The sequence below is a fragment of the Streptomyces phaeolivaceus genome, from assembly GCF_009184865.1.
GTDB classification, from domain to species: Bacteria; Actinomycetota; Actinomycetes; order Streptomycetales; family Streptomycetaceae; genus Streptomyces; species Streptomyces phaeolivaceus.
In genome coordinates this window covers 10,035,866-10,054,019 of the sequence record NZ_CP045096.1, presented here as the reverse complement: position 1 = coordinate 10,054,019, position 18,154 = coordinate 10,035,866, and the positions used below count along the sequence as shown (strand labels likewise).

The 18,154-nt window shown below is 72.7% G+C and carries 12 protein-coding genes; 1 reads left to right on the top strand and 11 read right to left on the bottom strand.

Going from position 1 to position 18,154, the window contains the following annotated elements; translation table 11 throughout:
* The first annotated feature begins 77 nt into the window (after positions 1–77).
* Positions 78–1,652, top strand: a complete 1,575-nt coding sequence (gene pdxR / locus F9278_RS45710; protein ID WP_152173561.1) for a MocR-like pyridoxine biosynthesis transcription factor PdxR — start codon at positions 78–80, stop codon at positions 1,650–1,652.
* 42 nt (positions 1,653–1,694) lie between these two features.
* On the opposite strand, the gene F9278_RS45705 is transcribed toward pdxR, so the two are convergent.
* The 11 genes from F9278_RS45705 to F9278_RS45655 form a co-directional block, all read right to left on the bottom strand.
* Positions 1,695–3,269, bottom strand: coding sequence for an FAD-dependent oxidoreductase (locus F9278_RS45705; protein WP_152173560.1), 1,575 nt, complete (start codon positions 3,267–3,269; stop codon positions 1,695–1,697).
* Entirely contained in the window at positions 3,266–4,516 is a 1,251-nt protein-coding gene (locus F9278_RS45700; RefSeq protein WP_226967238.1) for an NAD(P)/FAD-dependent oxidoreductase, read from the bottom strand. The genes F9278_RS45705 and F9278_RS45700 overlap by 4 nt, the downstream gene beginning before the upstream one ends.
* Before the next feature lie 27 nt (positions 4,517–4,543).
* On the bottom strand, positions 4,544–6,694 hold the full coding sequence (locus F9278_RS45695; RefSeq protein ID WP_152173558.1) for a molybdopterin oxidoreductase family protein: 2,151 nt from the start codon (positions 6,692–6,694) through the stop codon (positions 4,544–4,546).
* Positions 6,691–8,898, bottom strand: coding sequence for an aminodeoxychorismate synthase component I (gene pabB / locus F9278_RS45690; protein ID WP_152173557.1), 2,208 nt, complete (start codon positions 8,896–8,898; stop codon positions 6,691–6,693). The genes F9278_RS45695 and pabB overlap by 4 nt, the downstream gene beginning before the upstream one ends.
* Before the next feature lie 76 nt (positions 8,899–8,974).
* Entirely contained in the window at positions 8,975–10,396 is a 1,422-nt protein-coding gene (locus F9278_RS45685; protein WP_226967237.1) for a 3-deoxy-7-phosphoheptulonate synthase class II, read from the bottom strand.
* A gap of 85 nt (positions 10,397–10,481) precedes the next feature.
* Positions 10,482–11,144 carry an FMN-dependent NADH-azoreductase gene (locus F9278_RS45680; RefSeq protein WP_152173555.1) on the bottom strand — a complete coding sequence of 221 codons (663 nt, stop codon included), beginning with the start codon at positions 11,142–11,144 and terminating at the stop codon, positions 10,482–10,484.
* Entirely contained in the window at positions 11,141–12,598 is a 1,458-nt protein-coding gene (locus F9278_RS45675; protein WP_152173554.1) for an aldehyde dehydrogenase family protein, read from the bottom strand. The genes F9278_RS45680 and F9278_RS45675 overlap by 4 nt, the downstream gene beginning before the upstream one ends.
* On the bottom strand, positions 12,598–13,692 hold the full coding sequence (locus F9278_RS45670; protein WP_152173553.1) for an acyl-CoA synthetase family protein: 1,095 nt from the start codon (positions 13,690–13,692) through the stop codon (positions 12,598–12,600). The genes F9278_RS45675 and F9278_RS45670 overlap by 1 nt, the downstream gene beginning before the upstream one ends.
* 58 nt (positions 13,693–13,750) lie before the next feature.
* Positions 13,751–15,145, bottom strand: coding sequence for a nitrate/nitrite transporter (locus F9278_RS45665; RefSeq protein WP_152173552.1), 1,395 nt, complete (start codon positions 15,143–15,145; stop codon positions 13,751–13,753).
* A 319-nt stretch (positions 15,146–15,464) separates the two neighbouring features.
* Entirely contained in the window at positions 15,465–16,154 is a 690-nt protein-coding gene (locus tag F9278_RS45660; protein ID WP_152173551.1) for a DsbA family oxidoreductase, read from the bottom strand.
* 139 nt (positions 16,155–16,293) lie between these two features.
* Positions 16,294–18,093 carry a class I adenylate-forming enzyme family protein gene (locus F9278_RS45655; protein ID WP_152173550.1) on the bottom strand — a complete coding sequence of 600 codons (1,800 nt, stop codon included), beginning with the start codon at positions 18,091–18,093 and terminating at the stop codon, positions 16,294–16,296.
* Positions 18,094–18,154: the final 61 nt, after the last annotated feature.

Sequence of the window (18,154 nt, the reverse complement as noted above, 5' to 3'; positions counted from 1 at the left end):
TCTGCTGGCGTGACACCCGCCGCTTCCGGACGGGTGGTCCCGTCCAGGTACAGCGCCACAGCCCTTCCCCCCCCCACATGATCCAGGAGGTGGCACAGGCCGTGCCGCGAGAGTCCACAGCGCTGCCGCTAGGCGGATTCACTCTTGACCGCAACCTGCCCGAGCCGCTCTACCAACAGCTCTACGAACGGCTCAAGGACTCGATCTGCAGCGGACAACTCCGCCCCGGTGTACGGCTGCCAGCCACCCGGACGCTCGCGCAGGAACTCCAGGTTTCCAGGAACACCGTGCTGGTCGCCTACGAACGGCTCGTGACGGAACGGTTCGCCACCGGGCAGGTGGGGTCGGGAACCCATGTGGCCGTCCACCGGGGCGAGGAGGGACAGGGGGACGGGGGATCTTCGGCCGTCACGCGGCTGCCGACGCCGCCCGAGGCGTCGGGCCGGACGTCCCAGCTCTCCGGCACCGCACGGCTGATGCTCCAGGCCACGCGTACGTTCGACGGTCGGCAGCCGGCCTCACCGGCCGCCGCCCAACCCTTCGTCCTCGGCGTACCGGCGCTGGATCTTTTCCCCGGCAAGCTCTGGTCCCGTGTCGTCTCACGCCGTGCCGCCCGGCTGCCGAATTCGCTGCTGCACGCCCAGGACCCGGTCGGCTACTGGCCCTTGCGCAAGGAGGTGGCCACCTATCTGGGCCTGACGCGGGGGGTGTCGTGCACGGCGGAGCAGGTGGTGATCACGAGCAGCACGCGGACCATCACCCATCTGATGGCCCGGGTCCTGCTGGAGCCCGGCGAGCAGGTGCTGGTCGAGAACCCGGGGTTCCCCGGCGCCCGTGCCGCGCTGGTGGCCGCCGGTGTCGTCCCCTGCCCGGTGGACGTGGACCACGAGGGGCTGTGCGTCTCTTCGGGCGAGAGCCGCTACCCGTGGGCGCGGATGGCTCTGGTGACCCCCAACCACCAGTTCCCGACGGGCTGCCGTATGACGGAGTTCCGGCGCGGTGAGCTGCTCGACTGGGCGGTGCGGTCGGACGGCTGGGTGATCGAGGACGACTACGACGGGGAGTTCACCTCGGGCAGTCCGCTCCCGCCGCTCCAGCGGATGGACACCGCGAACCGGGTCATCTATCTGGGCACCCTCAACAAGGCGCTGTTCCCCGCGCTGCGGCTCGCCTACGCCGTGGTCCCGCCGGATCTCGTCGACATCGTCGCCGCCGCCCAGCACTCGGCGTACGGGGCGCCGCCGGTGCTCGAACAGGCGGCCGTGCACGACTTCATGGCGGAGCATCACTTCGCCCGGCACATCCGCCGAATGCGCCAGGCCTACGGGGAGCGGCGGGAGGCCTGTGTGCAGGCCCTGCGGGACCAGTTCGGCAACATGGTGCGGGTGATGTCGGCCGCGGGCACGCATCTGGTCGCCGGGTTCCCGCCGGGTACGGACGAGCGCCTGCTGGCCCGGCTCAGCTGCCGATCCGGGGCCACCGTGTACCCGCTCTCCTCCTACCACTCCACCGGGAGGACCCCCGTTCCGGCGCTTGTCCTGGGCTTCGGTGCCACCCCTCCCGAACAGGCGGTCCTCGGTGTGCGCCGGATCGCCGCCGCGTTCGAGCGGTCCATCCCCGCGGAGGGGCGGGGGTGCGGCCTCGACGGGTAGGGGGCGGACGGGGCCGGTCGGCCACGGCGTCCGTACGGTCCGTCACACCGGGCTCCCCGTCACCGTCGGCGCGACCGCGCCCGGATCCGGGCCCAGATCCGGGCCGGGATCGGACGCGGCTGCGGGGAGCGCTTCGCCGAGCAGTGCGGCGACGGTCTCCGCGCAGCTTCCGCAGCCGCTGCCGGCGCGGGTGCGGTGGCGTACCGCCGCCAGGTCGGCGCAGCCGTTCCGGGCGGCGGAGCGGACCGTGCCCGCCGGGACGTTGTGGCAGTGGCAGATCACCGTCTCGTCGGGGAGCGGTCCGACGGCCGCCGACCGGCCCTGCAGCGGCCCAGGGACGACGAGTTCCTCGACGGGGGCGGGCAGTGGCCGGCCGCTGCCCACGAGGGGGCGCAGCGCCGTGTATCCGGAGGAGTCCCCCACGAACGTACCGCCGAGCAGCCGACCCTCGCCCGACACACGGAGGCTGCGGTACACCCCGGCCCGGGTGTCGAGGTGGGTGGCCTCGTACGCGCCGGGCGCCGTCTCCTGCGGCTGGTCGCCGAGCGAGGCGACCACCACACCGAGCAGCTTCAGCCGGGTCGCCGTGTCCCATCCGGTGAAGGTCCGGGTGCCGCCGGCGAGTCGGTCGGCGACCACCTGGGCCATGGCGTTGCCGGGGGCCAGCAGTCCGTGGGCGCGTCCGTCAGGAGTGAGCGCGCAGTCCCCGACGGCGTAGATGTGCTCGTCCCGTGTGCGGCACGTCTCGTCGACGACGACGCCGCCCCGCTCCCCCACTGCGAGTCCGCAGGACCGGGCGAGTTCGTCGCGGGGGCGTACTCCCGCCGCGAACACCACCACGTCGGCCGCGATGGCGACGGGCGGGGCGCCGTCGGGCGGTTGGAGCCGTACGCCGGTGGTCCGGTCGTGCGCGTCGGTCTCGACGGCGGTGAGCCGGGTGCCCGGGTGGACGGTGATGCCGAGGTCCTCGATGTGGCGACGGAGCATCCAGCCGCCGTACTCGTCTAGTTGACGGGGCATCAGCCAGGGGGAGAACTCGACGACATGGACCGTCATCCCGAGCGCCCGTAGCGCGCCTGCGGCCTCCAGGCCCAGCAGCCCGCCGCCGATCACCGCGCCCACTCCCATGCCCGCTCCCACACCGACGCCCGCACGCGCCGCGTCGCAGTGCGCGCGGAGGGCCCGTACGTCCGCGGCCGTCCGGTAGGTGAAGCAGCCGGTGGCGTCAGCCCCGGGGACGGGCGGGACGAGGGGGCGGGCGCCGGTGGCGAGGACCAGGGTGTCGTAGTCGAGGACGCGGCCGGCGGCCGTGGTCACCCGGCGTCGGCGGCGGTCGATCGCGACGGCCGGGTCCCCGAGCTGGGTGCGGACGCCCGTGCGGTCGCCGAAGCCGGGGTCGCCCAGCAGCAGTCCTGCGGGGCCGGTGCGCCGGAAGAGGCGGTCGTCCGGGTCCGACTCGCGGAAGTACCGGGACAGTTGGATGCGGTCGTAGGGGGGTACGTCCTCTTCGGCGACCACCGTGACCCGGCGGTCCCGCAGCGCGCCGCGGGCGTCGAGGGCCGTGAGCAGGGTGTGGCCGACCATGCCGTGGCCGACCAGGACCAAGCGGTCACTCATCCGTCCCCTCCGAGGGCCGAGACCAGGTGGAGGCGGTCCGGGGGCAGGCGCCGGGTCGACTCGTAGGCCCGGCGGACCGTGTCGACGGTGGACAGATCGCCGAGCAGGATGCCGCCGACGACGTGGTCGTCCCGGGTGACGATCTTCTTGTAGACGCGCCGTCGGTCGTCGAGGACGGAGAGCACATCGGTCCTGGCCCCGCCCCGGTGGACGGTGCCGATGCCGGTCGTGGCCTCGCCGAAAACCGCGAGGTCGACGTCTCCCGCGATGAGCCGGGTGAGGGTGCGGGCGCCCGTGAACCGGGCGTGCGGGTCGTGCCCGGACAGCCGCGCGGCGAGCACCTCGGCCTGCTGCCAGGCCGGTACGGCCGTGTCGTGCACGACGCCTCGGTGCTCCGCACAGTCGCCGACCGCGTACACGCTGGGATCGCCGACGCTGGCCAGCGTGTCGTCGACCACCACCCCCGCCGCGACCGGGAGTCCGGCCGCGCGCGCCAGTTCGACGCGCGGCCGGGTGCCGCAGGCGACCACGACGAGGTCGGCGGCGACCGAGTCCCCGTCCCCGAGCGGCACCCTGCTGGGCCCGGGGCCTCGGGCCGGGGCCGTCGCGGGTGTTCCCGTGCGTACGGTGACGCCCGCGTCCTCCAGGACACCGCGCAGCAGCGCGCCGGCCCTGCCGTCGAGGCGACGATGGAGCAGGTGGGGGCCGCGGTGGACGAGGGTCACCGGGTGGGTACGGGCGGCGAGGGTGAGGGCGGTCTCCACGCCCAGCAGACCGCCGCCGACGACGACCGCGCGGGTGCGGGCGTCGGCGCGGTCGGTGGTGAGGTGCCGGCAGTCGTCGAGGGTGTGGAGGTGGTGTTCGCCCGGGGTCGGCCGTGTCCGGGGCCAGGGGTGGTGGGGTCGGCTGCCGGTAGCCAGGACCAGCGCGCCGTAAGGGTGTTCGAAGCCGGTGGAGTCGACGACCGTGCGGGTGGCGCGGCGCACGGCGACGACACGGACGCCGGTCCGCAGGTCGATGCCGGGCGGCAGGGGCAGGGCGATGTCGTCGGGGCGGTGGTGTCCGGCGAGGACGCCGGTCAGGAGCGTGCGGTTGTAGGCGGGGCGGTCCTCACCGTCGAGGACGGTGATCCGGACGTCGGGGCTCAGGGCCGCCAGCCGAGTGACGAATCGCGCTCCCGCCATGCCACAGCCGACGACGAGAACGCGACGCGCGGCGCCGTCTTCCCGTGCCACAGGCCTTCCCACGGGTACCTCCATGAACCGATCGACCGATCAAAGGGCTTGTACGGCGGTCGCCGCACACGGCCGTCCCGGCGGGCGGGAACGGGGCGCGGCCACCGGTGCCACGTGTACGGCGCACACCTTGAACTCGGGCATGCGCGAGACCGGGTCGAGCGCGGGGTTGGTGACCGTGTTGACCCGGCCCGGACCGGACCAGTGGAAGGGCATGAACACCACGTCGGGGCGGATGTCCGTCGTCAGCCTCGCCGGGGCGACGACCGTGCCCCGTCTGCTGGTCACCGTCACCGGCTCGCCCTCCGCCACGCCGAGCCGGTCGGCGGTCGCGGGGTGGATCTCGACGTACGGCTCCGGCGCGGCGGCGCGTGCCGCGGCGACCCGGCGGGTCTGCGCCCCGCTCTGGTAGTGGGCCAGCACCCGCCCGGTGACCAGGTTCAGCGGATACCGCTCGTCGGTGGGCTCGGCCGTGGGCCGGTGGTGGACCGGCACCATGCGGGCCCGGCCGTCGGGTGTCGCGAAGGAGTCCAGGAACAGCCGGGGTGTTCCGGGGTGTTCGTCGGCGGGGCACGGCCAGAACACCCCTTTCTCCGCGCTGATCCGTTCGTAGCTGATGCCCGCGTAGTCGGCCCGGCCGCCGGTCGACGCGGCCCGCAGTTCCTCGAAGACGAGGCGCGGGTCGGCGGGGAAGCCCTCGGTGCGGCCCAGCCGGGCGGCGAGGGCGGAGAGGATCTCCAGATCGGTGCGCACCTGGGCGGGCGGCTCGACGGCCTTGTGGCGCAGGATCACCCTGCCCTCCAGATTGGTCAGGGTGCCGGTCTCCTCCGCCCACTGGGCCGACGGCAGGACGACATCGGCGAGTTCGGCCGTCTCGGACCGTACGACGTCCGCGACCACCAGCAGGTCCAGCGCGCGCAGCCGGCGCTCGACATGACCGGCGTGCGGGGCCGACACGACCGGGTTGGAGCCCATGACCAGCAGGGCCCGGACCCCGCCGGGGGTGCCGGCGGTGTCGAGCATCTCGTAGGCCGAGGTGCCGGGTCCGGGCAGTTCCCCGGGGTCGATGCCCCAGACGCGGGCGATGTGCGCGCGGGCCTCCGGGTCGGTCAGGCTGCGGTAGCCGGGCAGTTGGTCGGCCTTCTGTCCGTGCTCGCGCCCGCCCTGTCCGTTGCCCTGGCCGGTGAGGCAGCCGTATCCGCTGTACGGTCTGCCCGCCTTGCCCAGGGCCAGACAGAGGTTGATCCAGCCGTGCACGGTGTCGGTGCCCTTGCTGTGCTGCTCGCTGCCCCGGGCCGTGAGCACCATCCCGGTGGGCGCCTGCGCGAACATCCGTACGGCGTCGCGTATCTGGTGGGCGGGGACGCCGGTGAGGCCTTCGACGCGGGCCGGCCAGTACTCCATGGCGGTGGCGCGCACGGCCTCGAAGCCCGTGGTGCGGGCGGCGACGAAGTCCTCGTCGACATGGCCCTCGGCCAGGGCGATGTGCAGCATGCCGAGAGCCAGGGCGAGGTCGGTGCCGGGCAGGGGGCGCAGGTGCAGGTCGGCCCGTGCGGCGGTGCGGGTGCGGCGCGGGTCCACCACGATCAGCCGCCCGCCCCGCTCAGCGAGCCGGGTGAAATCGCGCAGGGCGGGCGGCATGGTGTCGGCCGGGTTGGCGCCGACCAGCAGGACACAGTCGGTGCCGGCGATGTCGGCGAGCGGGAACGGTAAGCCCCGGTCCAGGCCGAAGGCTCGGTTGACGGCGGCGGCCGCGGACGACATGCAGAACCGGCCGTTGTAGTCGATCGCCGACGTGCGGAGCGCGACCCGGGCGAACTTGCCCAGCAGATACGCCTTCTCGTTGGTCAGTCCGCCGCCGCCGAACACCCCGACGGCGTCCCGGCCGTGCGCGGTCTGCGTCGCGCGGACGCCCTCGACCACGCGCCGGAGCGCCTCGTCCCAGCCGGCGGGCCGCAGCGGTGTGCCCCGGCCGTCGCGGACCAGGGGTGTGGCGAGCCGGCCGGCCGGGTCCAGCAGGTCGACGGCGTGCTGTCCCTTGCCGCACAGCGCACCCCGGTTGACCGGGAACTCCGGCCACCCGGACACCGCGAGCGGTGCCGGTCCGCCCCTGTCGGGCCGTAGCACCGTCCCGCACTGCAGGGCGCAGTACGGGCAGTGCGTACGGACGCCGTCGGCCCGCTCGGTCATCGGAGCCCGCCCTCCGCGGCCCGTGCCGGTGCCACACGGTCGGCCGTGGGCGCGGCGTCCTGACCGGACGTGCCCGCGAGCAGCACCCGCAGCGATGTGGCCGCTTTCAGCAGCATCTCCTCGTACTCCTCGACCAGATCGGAGTCGAGCACGATGGCGCCTCCGGCGCCGGCGTGCAGGCCCTCCTCGGTCAGTACGGCGGTCCGGATGACGATGTTCAGATCGGCCGTGCCGTTGCAGGACAGGAAGCCGATGGCGCCGGAGTAGACGCCGCGTGCCTGGGTCTCCAGGGAGTCGATGATGTCCAGGGTCCGCAGTTTGGGCGCGCCCGTCATCGAACCGCCAGGGAAGCAGGCGCGGACGCAGTCCAGGGCGTCCGCGTCGGCGCGGAGCCGGCCGCGGATGGTGGACACCAGCTGGTGCACGGTGGCGTAGGTCTCGGTGCGCATCAGCCGGGGAACGGTGACGCTGCCGACCTCGCACACCCGGCCGAGGTCGTTGCGGAGCAGGTCGACGATCATCAGGTTCTCGGCCCGGACCTTGGCACTCGTCGTCAGCTCCCGGCGGAGCCTCGCGTCCTCCGCCTCGTCCGCGCCGCGCCGGGCGGTGCCCTTGATGGGTTTGGTCTCGACCATGCCGTCACGGGTGATGCGCAGGAACCGTTCCGGGGAGGAGCAGGCGATCTCCATGTCGCCGAGACGCAGATACGCGGCGTACGGGGCCGGGTTGGAGCGCCTGAGGGAGCGGTAGTAGCGCAGCCCGTCGGCGGGACGGGGGGCCTGGACTGCGTTGGTCAGACAGATCTCGTAGCTCTCCCCGGCGAGCAACTCCTGTTTGCAGGTGGCTATGTCGGCGAGGTACTGGGCGCGGTCGCGCACCAGCGCCGGTTCCAACAGGGCGTTGTCGACGGCCTGTTGGTCGGGCACGGGGGTCGGGCGGGGGCGAGGCAGGGCGGCGAGCACGGCGGCGGTCCTCTCCAGCCAGACCGTGGCGTCGCGGTCGGAGCGCGGGCTGCCGTCGCTGAGGGCCAGCAGATAGGTGGCGCCCTGCTGGTGGTCGACCGCGATCAGCCGGTCGGCGAAGATCCAGTACGCGTCCGGGGTGGGCGAGGTGTGCTTGGCGGTGGCGCCGCAGTCGGCCTTCAGCTCGTAGCCGAAGTAGCCGACATAGCCGCAGGAGAAGTCGACGGGCAGGGCGGGGTTCTCGACGCGACGGGCGCGCAGCGCCGTCTGGAGGTAGTCGAAGACGGTGCCCTCGACGCGTTGGGGCTGCCCGCCGGCCGCCGTGACCTCGACGGCCCCGTCGCCGACGCGGTAGCGGACGATCTCGGAGAGCGGGCCGGAGGCGTCGCCGAGGAACGAGAAGCGGGACAGCCGCGGGTCGATCAGGGAGCTGTCGAGCCAGAAGGCGTGCGTGGAGTCGGCGAAGAGCCGGGTGAAGGCGGCCTCGGTCTCCACCGCCGACTCCATGATCCTGGAGTGCAGGCGGTAGGGGCGGGGCTCGACGGGCCGGGGCGCGGGCCGGGTGGCGGTCTCCACGGGTGCCAGGTGGGAGCCGGAGCGGACCGGCGTCCGCCGGAGCGTGGCACCGCGCGTGGAACGCTGCGTGGAGCCGCGCTCGTGGTGGAACCGCTCGGTCAGATCACGGAAGTTGCCGAGCAGTTCGAAGCCGAACTCCGTGGCGACGGACTCGGGGTGGAACTGCACACCCCACAGCGGGCGCGTCCGGTGCCGCAGGCCCATCAGCACGCCGTCCTCGGCCCACGCGGTCGCCTCCAGCTCCGGCGGCAACGGCTCCCGCACGCACAGCGAGTGGTAGCGCACGGCGGTGAAGTCCTGTGGGATGCCGTGGAAGAGTTCACGCCCGTCGTGGCGTACGGCGGTGAGGTGGCCGTGCCGGGCCGCGGGCGCCCGGACGATCCGCGCGCCCGACCCGGCGGCGATGCCCTGGTGACCCAGGCACACGCCGAGCACGGGCAGCCGGGCGGATTCGATGATCGGCGCGCAGGCGCCGAAGTCCTTCGGCCGGGTGGGATCGCCCGGCCCGGGAGAGATCACCACGTTGTCGAAGTCGTTCAGGTCGAGCGTCGCGCACTCCGGTGAGTCGTTGTGCACGACCACGGGTTCGGCGCCGTTCACCTGCGCGACCAGCTGGAAGAGGTTGTAGGTGTACGAGTCGTAGTTGTCGACGAGCAGGGTTCGCATGGCGACCTCCCTGGAAACGGCACGGCACGGCCCTCCCCGAGGGCACGGTGGCTGGGGGTGGTGTTCTGGGAACGGTTCACACGGCGAGCTTGGCGACCATGTCCGCCAGGGTCGTGAGCTGCTCGTTGTTGAGCCGGGGATCGCACAACGACTCGTAGGCGGCGCCCAGTTCGGCTTCGCAGGTCACGCGGGTGCCACCCACGCACTCGGTGACCTCGGCCGCGGCGGCCTCCAGATGCACGCCGCCGGGCCACTCGCCCATGCCGCGCAGCACCTCGAAGAAGTCGGTGACCTCGTCCAGCATGTCCTTGAGGTGACGGGTCTTGACGCCGGTGCCGGTCGCCGTGGTGTTGCCGTGCATGGGGTCCGACATCCAGACCACGGGGTGGCCCGCGCCGCGTACGGCGGTGACGAGTGCCGGGAGCCTGCCGCGCAGTTCCCGGGCGCCGAGCCGGCAGATCAGGGTGAGGCGGCCCGGCCTGCGGTACGGGTCGAGCCGCTCGCACAGGCGCACGATATCGGCGGGCTCCGCACTCGGGCCGATCTTGACGGCGACCGGGTTGGCGATGCCCGCCAGGAACTCCACATGGGCGTCGCCGAGTTGCCGGGTGCGGTCGCCGATCCACGGCAGGTGCGTGGAGAGCAGAAACCATTCACCGGTGACGGGATCCTGGCGGGTCAGCGGGCTCTCGTAGTCCAGGAGCAGTGCCTCGTGGCTGGTCCACAGCCCGGTGTGGCGCCAGCCCCGGTCCTCGGTCCAGCGGGTCTGCCCGTACCCGTGGACGAGCGAGCGCAGTGAGCCGTCGGGGGCGGCCTCCTCACTCCGGTTCCACAGCGCCTCGCGGGCGGCGGCAGGGTCCCAGGCCCGCGGGGCGAACGAGCCGGCCGTCTCGTGGGCGAGGGCGGCGAGTTCACGCAGGACGTTCCTCGCCGTGTGGTAACCGGACAGCATCCGGTACGGGTCGGGCGTGCGGGCCTCCTCGTCCGGCTCCGGCCCGTTGACCGTGAGCCCCCGGAACACCGGCAGCGATCGGCCGGCCACCTCCTCGACGGCGGCCGAGCGGGGCTTGGCGAACTGCCCCGCCAGCCGGCCGACGGTGACCACGGGCAGGTCCAGACGGGTGCTGACGCGTTCCGCCACGGCGCCCAGCACCCGGTGCTTGTCCCGGGCCCCGGTGACGGCCGCCGGACCGAGCGGCTCGGCGCAGTCGCCGCCCTGGAGCACGAACGCCTCCCGGTTCTGCACCCGGGCCAGGGCCGCGAGGACGCTGCGGACGTCGCTGGGCGTGGTGAGGGCGGGCAGCAGCGCGAGCCGGTCGGTGACGGCGGCCACCTCGTCGGGGTCGGGCCATTGCGGCTGCTGGCGTATCGGCAGTCCCCGCCAGGCGGGCGGATGCCAGGACGGTGCGCTCGGACCGGCCTGGGGCTCCTCGCCTTCCTGGGTGTCGGGGACGTGGTCGGCCGGGCCGACCGGTTCGAGCAGGGGCGGAACGGGCATGCGGGTGCTCCTGTTGCGGATCGAGAACGGCATGGCGTCGTGCGCTGTTCGAAAGGGGAAGAGGGGGAGGGACGGTCCCCGCGGCTCAGAGTGTCCGGCCGATTTCCTGTGCGCGGGCATGTGCGTCGCGGCGCAGGAGATCGGCGTCCTCGGCGATCTGATGCGCTCTCAACTGGATCGTGGAGATGTCGGTGACCCCCGCCCACCGCAACCAGCTGTCGAAAGCCGGTTTCTGGTGGTCGTCGCCGAATGCGGCCGGCATACCCGGCCCGTAGATCGAGCTGGTGTAGACGACCACTGCTTTCTTTCCCTTGAGAAGACCCGAGTAGCCGGAGTCCCGGTCGAAGGAGAAAAGCATGTGGGCCTGGCTCACCACATCGATGAAATGCTTGAGGACATAGGGAATTCCGAAATTCCACATGGGGACGCTGAACACGTAGCGGTCGTAGCTGTCGAAATGCTCGAAGACGCGCCGGACCTCCTTCCAGGCCACGGCACCCTCGCCATCGGCCTGTCCCCCGGCCGCCTCGGTCCGTTTGGCCCCGACCGCCGCCGCCCCGAACTCGGGGAGCCGCTCCCGCCAGAGGTCGAGTTCGTCGGTCGTCGCGTGGGGACGGCTCCGGCGGTAGGCGGCGACCAGCGTCTCGGCGATGGCCCTGGACTGCGAGCGCTCGCCCATGGGAGAGGCGGCGATGTGCAGCAGCCGTGCGGTGTCCGCGGGCGCGCTTGTGTTCTCGGGCGCGTTCATCGGACGACCGCCTTGGAGCGCATGAGGAACTCCGCGAGATGACCGTCGTGCGGGACGCCCGGCGCCATCCAGTGGGTGGGGTGGTCGCCGACATGGACGTTGCTGATGGACGGTTCGTCGACCAGGCGCTCGACGAGCTGTCCGACGCGCTGTTCGTCGCGGCCGATGACGGTGAGCACCAGGGTGTTCCGCAGCGGCCCGATGCCGTCCTCGGGTGTCCAGGGGGCGACCCAGACACAGGGGAAGGGGAGTTCGACGCCGAGCCGCGACGCGTCCGGCCGGTCCAGCTGGATCACCGCGGGGCGCAGTACGGCGCTGCCGTCGCCCAGTTCGTCGACGATCCCCTCGCCGCCGAGGTGCAGGCGCGCGCCGTCCGCCTGGCCGAGCAGGTACTTCTCCAGGCTGCGCGCGTCGGCGGTGAGGCAGACGGGGAGGACCGCCTTGTCGTCCTCCGGCGGCAGGCTGGGCAGGTGGGCCAGCCGCTCGGCGATGGCCTCGGCGACCGGTGCCGGGTCGCCGGCCACGAGGACGGCGGTGGCGTTGACGCAGGCGACCCCGGCCTCGTCCTGGATCGAGGAGACCACGGTGTCGAGCGCGGACGCCATTCCACCGGCCCCGACCAGGCCCTCACCGATGCCCATGTCCGCCAGCAGGATCTTGGATCGCCCCGGGCCTTGGGTCAGTACGTTCGGATGCGCCCGGTACTTCTCCACAACCGCGTCGCCGCCGTACACCAGGGACAGATCGGCACCCCGGACGATGTCGTCGGCCACATGGTGGTCGGTGGGCAGCAGCAGGAGGCGGTCGTCGCCGATGCCCGCCTCACGCAACGCCGTCACCAGCCGGTGCGGGGTGAAGGGCTCCCGGCCGGAAGGCCGTACCGCGACCCGGTAACCGAGCATCAGCGCTTCGAGCCAGAGGCTGTGCACGCCGGGGTGATTGCCGGCGGCGTGCACGGCGAAGACGTCGCCCCGGCGGGCCCAGACCGCGCCGCCGCCCCGGGTCAGCGGGTCCCGCCAGTGTCCGGCCGTCGCCGTGGGGCGGGCGCCGCGCACGGTTCGTTCCACCTCGGCCGCCGCGCGCTCGATCCTGGCGGTGGCGGACCTCACCACCGCGATCGGCACACCGGCGACCCGGCTCACCAGGCGCTGGTGTCCCGGGGCCGACAGACCGCCGACCGTACCGTGCGCGAACGCGTGCCCCGCACGGGCGATGACCTCGGCGAGTGCACCGGGGTCGGCCGGGCGGGCAGCGCGCAGCGCGGACAGGCCGCGCCGGACGAACAGCCGTGGTACCTGGCTGAGTTCGGCGACCGGCCGCCCGGTGACATCGGCGACGGTCAGCCGATCGCGTGTCCGGAAGGGCCCACGGGGGCCGAGCGCGTCGAGCTGGACCGGGTCGCCCGGCGCGGCGTCCGTCGGCACGTCCGTCGCCGTACCTGTCGGGCCGCCCATCAGTAGACCCCTTCGATGACGACCTCGTCGTCGAAGGTCCGGACGGGGCTGACGTCGGCCACCGAGTCGCCGAGTTGTCCGGCCTCGGGGCGGATCCGGGTGGCGACGTCCCGTTCCAGGTTGTTGGGGAACAGGGCGCCGCGGCTGATGTGGTTCATGACGACCTGGCCGCGGGCGCCGTAGGGCACCGGCCGGCCCGTCCCGGGGTCGACGACGGAGAAGGTGACATGGGGCGAGAAGGGATCGAAGACGCACTCCTCCTCGCTTCCGGCGCGCTCGACGGCCCCGCAGAGGATCATGGTGCTGCCGTAGTTCCCGAACCACTGGACCTCGGGGAAGACCTCGGTACGGAACAGGTGGCGGCTGTCGGCGTCCATGTGGGCGCCGCTCCAGATGATGACCCGGACCTTCTCGTTGACGAGTTTGACGAGGTGTTCGTGCTCCGCGAGCCGTTCCAGCAGCGGGGGTGTGACGACCAGGACGCCGATGTCCTGGGTCTCCAGCAGGAACCGGCCCTGCTCCAGGAGGTGTTCGACGTAGCGGCCGGCCTCGTCGGCGCGGCCCTCGGCGATGCACTTCTTCACCCAGCGCGGGTCGAGGTCGATGGTGGAGGTGAAACCGCCCCGGCGCCGGGCCTGCCGGGCCACGACCTCTCCCCATAGATGGGGGCCACTGGGGATCATGGCCAGCCAGTGGGCGCCGTGGGGGTGGCCGCGCTCGTCCATCCGCCGGGTCGACCAGGTCACGTACCGGTCCATCCAGTCGGCGAGATAGGCGACCCGCTTGGGGGCGCCGGTCGTGCCGCCGCTCTCGTAGACCCCGATCACCTCGGCCGACGGGCCGTAGCCCTGCGGGACAAGGTCCCGGGCGGGCACGTCCCGCAGCTCGTTGACGATGTTGGGGAACAGCCGGAGGTCGTCGAAGGTCCGTATGTCCCGCAGCGGGTCGAAGTCCAGGGTCCGCGCCCTGCGGAGCCAGTACGGCGAGCCCGTCTCGGGGCTGAAATGCCACCGCATGGCGGCCTGGACGAACTCGTCCGGGTCGGGGATCTGGTCCGGGGGAAAGGTCAGGACGGGGTCGGAGGCGACTGCCATGTTCACTCCTTGGATCCGGGTGCGGACCGGCGTGCGGACGGGGACATCGGATCGGGGTTCAGACCGGAACAGCTACGTCGGAGCGGGAGTCGTGGGCGGTCCGGGGGCGGGGGCGGAGATAGACCGCCCAGGTGACCGTGGCGCAGGCCGCATAGAAGACCAGGAAGCCTGTGAACGCCGGGACCCCACTGCCCCAGCCGGCGAAGGAAGCGCGGAAAGCGAGGTTGATGAGGACACCGCCGAGTGCGCCGAGCGCGCCGGTGACCCCGATGAGCGCGCCCGACAGCCGCCGGGCGTGCGCCAGCCGAGCCCTCGTGCCCGCGTCGCCCGCATCACTTGCCTCGCCCGCGTCGGCTCCGCCGTCCCGCAGGGCCTTCGCCCGGAAGATGGCCGGGATCATCTTGTACGTGGAACCGTTGCCCGCTCCCGCGAGGGCCAGGAGCACTATGAAGTCGGCGACGAACAAGGTGAGCGAGTCCGTGCGCGAGGCCACGACCGCGACGCCGGTGCCGAGCATCAGCGCCACGAACACGGCGAAGGTGACCTTCGCACCGCCGATCCGGTCGGCGAGCCAGCCGCCGCCCGGCCGGGTCAGCGAGCCGAACAGCGGTCCGAGGAACGTGAGCGACGCGGCCTGGAACGGCGTCCGGTCGAACTGTGTCTGGAGCACCAGGCCGAACGCGAAGCAGTAGCCGATGAACGAGCCGAACGTGCCGAGGTAGAGCAGGGACATCACCCAGCAGTGGGCGTCCCGCAGGACGTCCCGGAGGGCGTCGGTGTCGTTGCTGTTGCCGGGCAGGTCATCCATGAAGAGCGCGGCGCACACGGCGGCGACGACGATCGCCGGGATGAACACCCCCAGGAGCAGGCGCGGTTCGGACGCTCCGACGGTGCCCAGTACGGCGAGGGCGGCCAACTGGGTCACGGCGACACCCAGGTTGCCGCCGCCCGCGTTCAGGCCGAGCGCCCAGCCCTTGTGGCGCTGGGGGAAGAAGGCGTTGATGTTCGCCATGGACGAGGCGAAGTTGCCGCCGCCGAGACCGGCCACGGCGGACACCAGCAGCAGCGTCACCAGCGAGGTGCCGGGGCGCAGGTACATCGCGGCCAGCAAGGTGGGCACCAGCAGAACAGCCGCGCTGAGGACGGTCCAGGTGCGTCCGCCGAACCGGCCCACGGCGAGCGTGTAGGGGATGCGCAGGACGGCTCCGACCAGGGTCGGGACGGAGACGAGCAGGAACTTGTCGGCCGGGGACAGCCCGTACTCCGGTCCCAGGAACAGCACCAACACGGACCACAGGCTCCAGACGGAGAACCCGACGTGCTCGGCGAGGATCGAGAACGCCAGATTCCGCATCGCCACGCGCCGCCCCGAACGGCGCCAGAACGCGTCGTCCTCCGGATCCCAGTACCGGATCCCGTGCGCGCGCGAGCCGCGCTTCGCCGCAGCGCTCATCGACAACCTCCCGAAGCGGACGGACACGCCGGAGTGGACGGACGCACAGGAGCCGAATCGTGGCACCGGGCCAGGGCCCGCCCGTGGGCAGTCGGGCGGAGCCACGGCACCGGGCCGGAGCGCCGCCGGTCGGCAGCGCCCGTACATGACGCCGGCCGGCAGCGCCCGTGCACGACTTCCGCCGGGCGCTCGCGGCGCGCCGCGGCCGTGGCGGGTGTCGTGATCCCGCTCGTCCCCGTGATCCCGCTCGGCCCCGTGATCCCGCTCGACCCCGTGATCCCGCTGATCTCTGTGATCCTGCTCATCTCGGTGATCGCGCTCATCCCCGCGCTGAGTCCGCCGCCACGATCAGGATCCGGCGGTAGACGGAGGGATCGTCGGACTTCAGGACGACGGCGCTGTCGCCGGGCGCGCCCGCCCACCGGTAGTCGACCCCGGGGTTGGGCCAGGAGCCGCCGTCGGCGGTGAACAGGTGCGGGCTCGTCACCGCCCCGCCGGGGGCGAAGTCGGCGACGTGCGCGAGGGTGGCGGCCCGCGCGCGCCCGGTGTCCAGGGCCTCGCCCAGGGCCCCGGCGTCCACCTCGGGCACCGACCCGGCGACGTCGAGCACCACATGACGCATCGTGATGCAGGCGCTGTCGGCGAAGAACGCCCTGCGCAGTGCCCGGTCGAGGGCCTCGCTCGCCGTCGGGCCCTGCTCCTTGGCCGCCTGCACCGCCTCCGCCGCGAGCAGCCGGCTCACCGGCCAGCGCCAGTCGGGCTCGGCCCAGGGCCGCCAGCCCGCGTCGGGTTCCATCTCCGCCGCGACCGGGATCTCGGCGTCGATGACGGGCTTGGGCAGGGTGCCCCGGTTGACGACCTCCAGCAGGACGGCCCGGTGGTCGAACCGTACGGCCTCGACCAGGCCCAGTTCGGCGCGGATCCGCCACAGCCGGTGGACGGCGACATGCGCCCAAGGGCAGGCGAGGTCCGCGTAGACGGCCACGGTGCCCGGCAGAACGCCGATCATGTGTCAGGGGTCCCTTCTCCTGTGCTGGTACACGCCCGGTCCGGCCGTCCGGCCCCCTGTCCCGCGGACGTCCCGGATGGGAAGTGCCGGGACGTCCGCGAAGGCGGGCCGGTACGGAGGCCGAGGGCCGGGTACGGGTCTAGGCGGCCTTGGTCTGCCGGCGCCGGGCGGCCGGGGCCGGGGCGTTCGGTGCGGTGCGCGCCGAGCGGGTGCGGGCGATGTCGAGCCCGTGGTCGTCGTCGGAGAGGAGGACCTTCTCGTAGGTGGTGCGCACCTCGCGCTTGAGCACCTTCCCGGTCACACCGAGCGGGATGTCGTTCTCGCCCTTGACCAGCACGACCGCGGAGAGCTCGTGCGCGCCCGCCGTGCGCAGCGCCCCGTTGAGCTGGGCCAGCAGCTCCCGCGAGGTGAGGTCGCAGCGCTCGGCCAGTCGGACCACGGCGATGGGTTCGGACAGTTCCTCGTCGGCGGGGCTGATGGCGGCGGCCACGACGCAGTCCACGGCCTGGCGGCACGCCTTCAGGACGATCTCCTCCGTGGGCAGGCTGTAGACGGGCCCGCGAGCGGTGTGGATCACGTCGGTCGCACGGTCGTACTGGTAGAAGCGCCCCTGCTCGTCGTAGTACCCGATGTCGCCGGTGAGCCAGAAGCCGTCGTGCTTCGAACGGTGCGTCAGATCGGGGTCGTTCCAGTAACCCAGGGTCTCGGTCGGGGTCTTGACCGCGATGAACCCGATCTCGTTCGGGCCCAGCCGCTTGCCGTGCTCGTCGTAGACGGTGGCCTCCTCGACGATGGGCTCGGGGTATCCGACGCACCGCTTGTAGGCGTCGGTGTCCGGGCCGTGGATGTTCTGGAACACGGCCATGCCCACCTCGGTCGAGGCGAGTCCGTCGATGTAGCGCGAGCCCTGACGCCACTTGCCGCCAACGCGGTGCCTGCCCAGCCGTACCAGCTCACGGACGTGCGCCTCGTGCGAGGCGTCGGCGGTGCTGAGCCAGGTGGTCACCCGGGAGGCCACCGAAGGCTCCACGCCCAGTGCCGCCAGCTCGCCGAAGGTGATGGGGAAGGCGATGACCACCGTCGGCTTCCACCAGCGCATGACCTCGGCCACGGCCGGTCCGCGCTGCTCCTCCATCACCAGGGTCGGTACGCCGGTCAGGGTGGCCATCATCATGTAGCTGAGGCCGGAGCCGTGGGACGGCGGGAACACCAGCAGGTTCTTGTCGTCGACGCCCGACGGCATGGTGAGGATGCGGGGGCGCTTGCCCGCGAAGAACTGGCGGTGCCCCAGGATCGGCGCCTTGGGCATGCCGGTGGTGCCCGAGGAGTGGGCGATCAGCACCGGGTCGTGGTCGCCGTGCATGTACGGGTAGCCGACGGGCAGCGGGCCGACGCGGCCCGCCGAGTCCACCTCCTCCTGCGAGACGGTGAATCCGAACCCCTCGGGGCTGTCGGTGGCCGCCAGCAGGGTCTCCAGCCGGTCGACGTCGGCGACGACGCCACGGGGCTCCAGCCGCTTCAGATAGCGTGCCGCGGTCTGCGGCGCCATGCTCGGGTTCACCGGGGCGGGAATGGCACCGATGCTGTTCAGGGCCATGAAGTGGACGAAGTTGGCGATGCCGTCCCCGCTGTAGATGCCGACCCGGTCGCCGCGTGCCACGCCGGCGGCGTGGAACCAGCGCGCGTACCGCTCGGTCGCGTCCCGCAGATCCGCCAGGGAGTAGCTGCGGATGTCCTTCTCGCCGCCGCCGCGCGGCAGATGGTGCAGGAGCGGGGCGTCGAGGTCCGCGGCCCGGTCGAGGGTGTGCCACAGGAAGGTCCCCACGCCGAGGGAACGTTCGGACACCAGCTCAAGCCGCGCGCGCAGCCCGCGGTGCGAACGGCCCAGCTTCATACGGCGGACGGACGCCAGATGGCGCTGCAGGGATCGGATCTTCATCTCGGCTCTCCTTGACTCTGTACGGGGACTCCGTGCTGAAAGTCAGTGCAGGGGTGGGGTG